This window comes from Trueperella sp. HMSC08B05 (genome assembly GCF_001808405.1).
Classification (GTDB): domain Bacteria; phylum Actinomycetota; class Actinomycetes; order Actinomycetales; family Actinomycetaceae; genus Trueperella; species Trueperella bernardiae.
In genome coordinates this window covers 22,952-29,286 of the sequence record NZ_KV793238.1, presented here as the reverse complement: position 1 = coordinate 29,286, position 6,335 = coordinate 22,952, and the positions used below count along the sequence as shown (strand labels likewise).

Below are 6,335 nucleotides of genomic sequence, written 5' to 3'. Positions count from 1 at the left end.
CGGATCCGGAACCCCATCGCCATCCGAGTCGCCGGCAACCACCGGCAACGGAACAATATCCGTAACGTCCTTGGTTTCCGTCCCATTCGGAGTCTCGCGCGTCACGGTGTAGGTGACGGTGACGTTCGGCTGTTGCTCGTCAGCGGTGACGATCTCGGTCGGAGTGCCGGTGATCGTCTTCGTGTCTGCGTTATAAGTCAGACCCGCGGGCAGGTTGTCCACCGACTTGATCTCGCCCAGCGTGTAGCCGGAGTCCTCAAATCCGGTCGGCGTGACTTCCTGGTTGTATTCGGTGCCGCGAACGCCCGCCATGAGCGGGGTGTCCGTGACAACGACGATGTAGGTGCGCGCAAGACGGACGTCGACGGGGTCGGCGCCATCGCGCGGAACGGAAGCGTTTCCAGTCACCTTCACGAGGAAGCGGCCGGTCTCGGTCGGCTTGCCCGTGATCTTGCCGGTGTCGGGATCCATGCTCAGGCCGTCAGGCAGGCCGTCAGCGGTGAGCCCAGAGAGGGTCGTCCCGTCCGGTGCCTTGGGAAGTGCTTCCTCATCGTAGTCGGAGTACTTCGAGCCCCACGGCAGCTCGGTGCCGCGCGTGGCGAGGAAAGCGTCCGAACCGAGAGACGCACCCCTCTTACCATCGTTCACGCCGTACAGGGTGGCGGTGTAGACCGTGTCGGCGGTCAGGTCGGCGGGGACCTGGTAGTCACACGAGGCAAGGCTCAGGTTCGTGTCCGGCGTGAGACCCGTACACTCGTGGACCTGGTTTCCCTTTTGGTCCGTCCAGACGATGTCGTAGGTGAGGTTCTCGTTCGTCAGCACGCCGCCGGTGTACGTCTTGGCGGTGTCGCCAGGCGCGGCAGGGTTGAGCTGGGTGTCGTAGTTGACGACGTCGAACTCGAGTGGCGCCGGGGACAGAAGGATGTCCGCCAAAGTCACACTGTCGATCGTGCCGCCGACGGCGAATCCAACCTGGCCGAAGTTGGCACCGTTCCAGGTTCCGCGCCCATCGACACGCTGCCAGCGCTGGATCGACCACGGCGACATGACGCCAACGTTGTTCGGAAGATCAACCGGGGCGACGTACATCCAGTCCCAGTTGGTGTGCTTGGATTGCAGGTTACCGTTCAGGAACGAGCCCGTGTCCCACGAGTCGGCCAACTTATGACACTTATCACCAGTGATGCCACAGGCGTTAGCCGAGTTTCCGTAGATGCCACGGAAGTACAGCTGGTACTTCCCGTCCGCGCCCGTCGTTGCGGTGACGGTCTCTGCAACCCAAGTGGGATCAGCCTTAATCTGCTCGCTGATCCAGGCCTGCAGCGAGTTCTCGTCGGTCGCGGTCCAGCCGTTTCCACGCAGGGTCTTGCCCGCGAAGGCCGCAGCAGCGTGCACCTTAATCGCGGCGACCGCCTCATCGCTGAGGTAAGATCCCTGGATCGTGATTCCAGAGAGCGGGTAGTCCGCTCCGCCCTGGTAGAGCATCGACGTGGAGAAGTCTATGGCGCCGTTGGGAACGTTTGCGTTCCAGAACACGGTTCCGCCAACAGAGCCATCAAGACCCTTGCCGACGTTATTACCCTCGCCGGAAACAGCCCAATCATTACGATCCGGCTTGGCCAGGACGTTGTCCGTGTTCTTGGCATAGTTAATGTAGACGCCGCGGATGGAGGACTTTCCGGAATCCCAGGTCGCCATCACAGTGTTATCAAGCGTGGGATCAGCGGGTACCCACGACGTTGCGTAGTGGTTGATGAGCCGGTAATCGGCCTTGGTTCCGTCAGGAAGCTCGGCCCAGATGCGAACCTTCTCCCGCCAACCGAGGCGCGAGTCGTTGCCCGCGAGATCCTTCGTGCCGGGGGCGCCGGCGTCGACCCGCCCCTCGAAGTAGCGCACGCGCCCGATCGAATCAAAGTAGGGCTTCATGTCGATCGAGAAGTTACCCTGAGCGTCCGCAGTGGAGTAGTAGATCGGGGAGTAGCTGTAGGGGAAGTCAGCGTTGCCGGCGCCCTCTCGCCACTGCACGTAGACCTTCACACCCTCGATGGGTCCGGTGTACTCAAAACCGGTGTTATTCGATGCGTAGGATTCGATGAAACGCGTCGTGCCCGACACGGTGTAGGGAGCATTTCCCTTCCCCGTCGACTCGATCGCCGTCCCAGTCGACCGTACGGCCGTAGTTCCACCGGAACCGTCAGGAGCGGGGGCCGCTACGGCGCCCCCTCCTGCAAGCCCGGTAGCGATGATTGCCGTTGTGCCTACGACAGCCATCGCCTTCCTTACTATCCGAGAGATCACAAATCTCTCCTTCCTCTCAATTTGGATTCGAATTGAGCTCGTTCACTGCCCAATCGGTGCGTACATCAGTAGAATCGTGAATCACTTGCCTAATGGGCAACCTGTGGCAACCAAAAGACTCGCCTTGAGAGCCCCCTCCCCCACAAAACCATACGATAGCCATGCGCATGAAATTAGCGCTGGATTGATTCCAGTATACTAAGTGCCGCCGTCGCAGATCCAGCATTGCCGTCAAAACGGACAAAATCACAGCTCAGAGCCCTGTCCGACATCTCACATACCAAACAGGGCACTGAATCCACGGGAAACCCTTACTAATAACAGGTGATATAGTGCGTTCCGCGTCACACCGGCGCTGACAGCTCGCGCCCCTCATCGATCGCGCTACGAGTCCAGGCTGGCTTATCTCGGTTCGGGCCGCTGGCCGGTTCAACCGGCCGCGAATTAAGAAAACCCGGACGATTGTGGGGCGACCTCACCATAAACGAAGATCGCCCCACAACCGTCCAGTCCGCTTTAGTCGCCGTGTACCTGCGCCCCGCGGATCACGGCGCGGGCCGCCCGCACCAGCTCCCCGTCCGTCACCGACCGCACGCTCTGCCCCCCACCCGGGCCGGTCGGGCCCGTAGGGATCTGGCGGCGGGCCGACATGTGAAACTCCTCGACCCCGGCCTCACGCAGGGCAGGAATCGCCTCCAGGGCCACGCCCCCGCCAGCCATGACCGTGACACCCGCACCCAGCCGATCCAACTCGGCCTTCAACTGCGCGAGCACGGGAGCGCCGTCACCGGCACGGGACTTGCCGCCCGAGCTCAGCACGCGCGTCACGCCGCCCACCTCTGCCAGCTGGCGCGCCACCTCCGCCGGGCCGACCCCGGCGCCAAACAGCACATCCACGCACCGGTGAACCACCACGTCCACCTCCGGGTTGCGCTCCCTGGCCACCTCGGCCCACTGGCGCAGCCGCGCCACGTCCAGCTCAAGGCCCGCAGGCCCCTCGCGCAACGCGCCCACCACCACGGCTGCGGCCCCGCGGGAGACCACCCACCGCACGTCGTTGGCGATGACCGCGGCCTCGGCGTCGTCGTAAACGAAGTCACCCGCGCGCGGACGGACGAGCACGCAAACGGGGATGCCCTCCACTACGCACGCCTCCACCATCGCAAGCGACGGGGTCAGGCCCCCGACCTCCAGGGCGCTGCACGCCTCCACCCGGTCGGCGCCCGCCTCCCGCGCAATCCGCGCGCCCGCGGCGTCCTGCACTGCAATCTCTAGCACGTGACCTGTGCCTCCCACTCAAAACCTTCATCAAAAGGATACATCGGGCGGTCGATGCGCGAATGACCCAGCCGCACCAAATCTTGATCCACACCGCCCGGCGTGAGCGCCATCTTCCACGCCGCCGCCATCTCATACAGGTCAGGTTCGAGGTAACCGATCTTCACCACCACCACGTCCGCCTCGCGCGGCTTGAGCCCCGCGATCGTAAACGCCTCCTCGGTGGCGTACTGCATGCGGTTCTGCGTCACGACGACGACCGCGCCGCTCGGCCCGCCCTCCCCCAACGGCCTCAACACGGCCACCTCGCCCGCCCGCGGGTCGACGGCCAGGTTCTCCACCTGCACGCTCAGGGCCAGCGTGCCCGGCTCGCGGGCGTCAATCTTCCCGCCGAGCTGCACCTCGATCCGGGCGCCCACGCCCGCCTCGGCCGCGAGCGCCACCGTGGCGGCGTCGTGAATCGAGGCAAAGATCGCGGACAGCTCGCCGGCCGCCACCGGCTGGAAGGTCAAGAGACGCCAGAGGGCGAAGGTGACGTCATCAGCGCCGCCGGCACCCGGATTGTCACCCGTGTCGGAGATAAAGGTCGGGCGGGCGGCCGTCCGCGCCCACTCCAAGCAGCCGTCCATCGAGTCCACCGGCGCCACGAAGCCAAACTCCTCATGGCGGGCCCAGATCTCCCGCGCGTAATCACGGGCCACCCCGGACACCCGCTCCTGGTCATCGCCCGTGACCACCACCGCCGCCTTGCACCGCGGCTGGTCCGCCCAGGCGAACCCGATCCAGAAACCCACATCCAGGATCCCCGGCATCGCCTCCAGATGCGGAATGCGCCCATAGAGGGAAGCGGCCGGCTCAAGGCGAGTGGATGTGCGTTCACCCGGCAAAAGAAAAGGCATGTGCACCAGCGCCTTCGCCGGCTTGCCGAGCCCGCTCAGCAAGCGCGTGACGAGATTCTTCATCGCGCGTCGGCGGGATTCGAGGGCGTCGACGTGCGGGGCCTCCCGGTAGGTGGTCAGCAGGTCACACCCCGCGAACAGCGCCTCGGAGACATTTCCATGCAGATCTGTGGACAGGGAGACCATCGGCTCCGGCCCGATCACGGCGCGGATCGCGGTGATCAGGTCGCCCTCGGCGTCGTCGAGCCCCGCTACGCTCATGGCGCCATGGACGTCAAAGAAGAAGCCATCAAGCGGCGCTTGGTCCGTAAGGACGGCGAGCCCGTCCAAGATCTCCGCCTTCCATACCTCATACGTGGCCCGCTCCAGCACGCCACCGGGCAACGCTCGCGCGTGGAAGATTGGAAGCCACGTCACCGCCTTGCTCCACGTCTCGTGGATCCAGCCGTAGCGCCCCAGCACCTCCTCACCGCGCGTGATCTCGAAGTCCTCCGCCACCGCCGGCTGCGGCGAGAACGTGGATGACTCGATGTGGATACCTGCGATTGCGATGCGCATGACTTACCTTTCAACGATGAGAGCGACGGGGAAAGAGGAGGTCGGCGCCGGGCACGACGCCGGGATACGGCTACCGTCCGGGGCGAGCCAGAAGGCGCGCGCAAGGTCGGCGGCGCCAGCCGAGCCGGCGGCCTCGCCTTCGCGGACGAAATAGGCCGTCGCGCCCGGAGTGAGCAGGGAGAAGGGCGCAGGCCCGGGCGTAGAGGCGTAGATGTAGCGCCCGTAGGTCCTCATCCACTCACCGAGCTCGGCAATCACGCGGGCCTGGTACGGGTCGAGCGAGCCGTCGGCGCGCGGGCCCACATTGAGCAGGAGGTTGCCGCCGTGGGAGGCGACGTCGACGAGTAGCCAGGCCGCCTCGGCTCCGCTGAGCCGGTCGGCGGGGTTGTCGTTGCGGTTGTACCCAAACGAGCGGTTCAGGCCGCGAGTAGACTCCCACATTTCCGGAAGCGGTTCGTCCACCTGCGTGTACTCGCGGGTCAGGTAGCCATGGAAGGGGATCCCCCAGCGGTCGTTGATCGTGGCCTCATGCTCGGCCAGATAGCGGGTGAGGATGGCGGACAAACCCCACTCCTCCGGCCCCTTGCCGGCGTCGGGCCAGTCGATGTCGTTCCACAAAAGGTCTGGATGGAAGCGGTCGATCAGCTCGCTCAGCTGGCCGGCGGCATAGCGGGCAAAGGCCTCGTCATTGCGACGAAAGGCGAAAAGGTCCTCGTCCGAGCGGATGGGCGGGAGGTGCGACACGTGCCAGTCGAGCGCGCCGGAGAAGTACAGGCCGAGCCGGGCGCCGGCCGCCCGGGTGGCGTCCGCGACCACGGAGATGACGTCCGGGCCACCACGCGAGACGGAGGAAAACGGCGTCGTTGCCGTGTCCCACAGGCAAAAGCCGTCATGATGCTTCGTGGTCGGCACGATGTAGCGCCCGCCCGCCGCCACCAACGTGGCGACCAGGTTGGCCACGTTCTCCGGCGAGGGCGCAAAGCGAAAGGCGAGGTCCTCGTAGCTGGTGCCGACCCCGAAGGTCTCCTCATGCCACGTCGCACACGGCGAGCCAGGGATGCGCACCGTATTGGCGTACCACTCCGCATACTCGTGATAGTCGTAAGCCAACTCGGGCGGCGTCTTGCGGCCCGCCTCGCGCCGGTAGGCCCAACCCGGCATCGAATAGATGCCCAGGTGGATAAAGAAGCCGAGCTTAGCCTCCGTGAACCACTGCGGCACTTCGTGTGCCGGGTAGGTGGTGCGGGCGGCCAAGTCTGCAGGGCCGGTTCGATGTTCAAACGTGTTATCCATAATCTCTCC

At 65.1% G+C, this 6,335-nt stretch carries 4 protein-coding genes; all 4 read right to left on the bottom strand.

Features of this window, described 5'->3' with window-relative positions; translation table 11 throughout:
- A partial coding sequence (locus HMPREF3167_RS04170; RefSeq protein ID WP_210382961.1) for an Ig domain-containing protein occupies positions 1-2,115 on the bottom strand: 2,115 nt, incomplete at its 3' end.
- Positions 2,116-2,814: 699 nt separating this feature from the next.
- Entirely contained in the window at positions 2,815-3,576 is a 762-nt protein-coding gene (locus HMPREF3167_RS04165; protein WP_070445658.1) for a copper homeostasis protein CutC, read from the bottom strand.
- The gene (locus HMPREF3167_RS04160) at positions 3,570-5,033 is read right to left on the bottom strand and encodes a M81 family metallopeptidase (protein WP_062612712.1); all 1,464 of its coding nucleotides are present in this window, start codon (positions 5,031-5,033) and stop codon (positions 3,570-3,572) included. The genes HMPREF3167_RS04165 and HMPREF3167_RS04160 overlap by 7 nt, the downstream gene beginning before the upstream one ends.
- 3 nt (positions 5,034-5,036) lie before the next feature.
- Positions 5,037-6,326, bottom strand: coding sequence for an alpha-L-fucosidase (locus HMPREF3167_RS04155; RefSeq protein ID WP_082661087.1), 1,290 nt, complete (start codon positions 6,324-6,326; stop codon positions 5,037-5,039).
- Between the last annotated feature and the right edge of the window lie 9 nt (positions 6,327-6,335).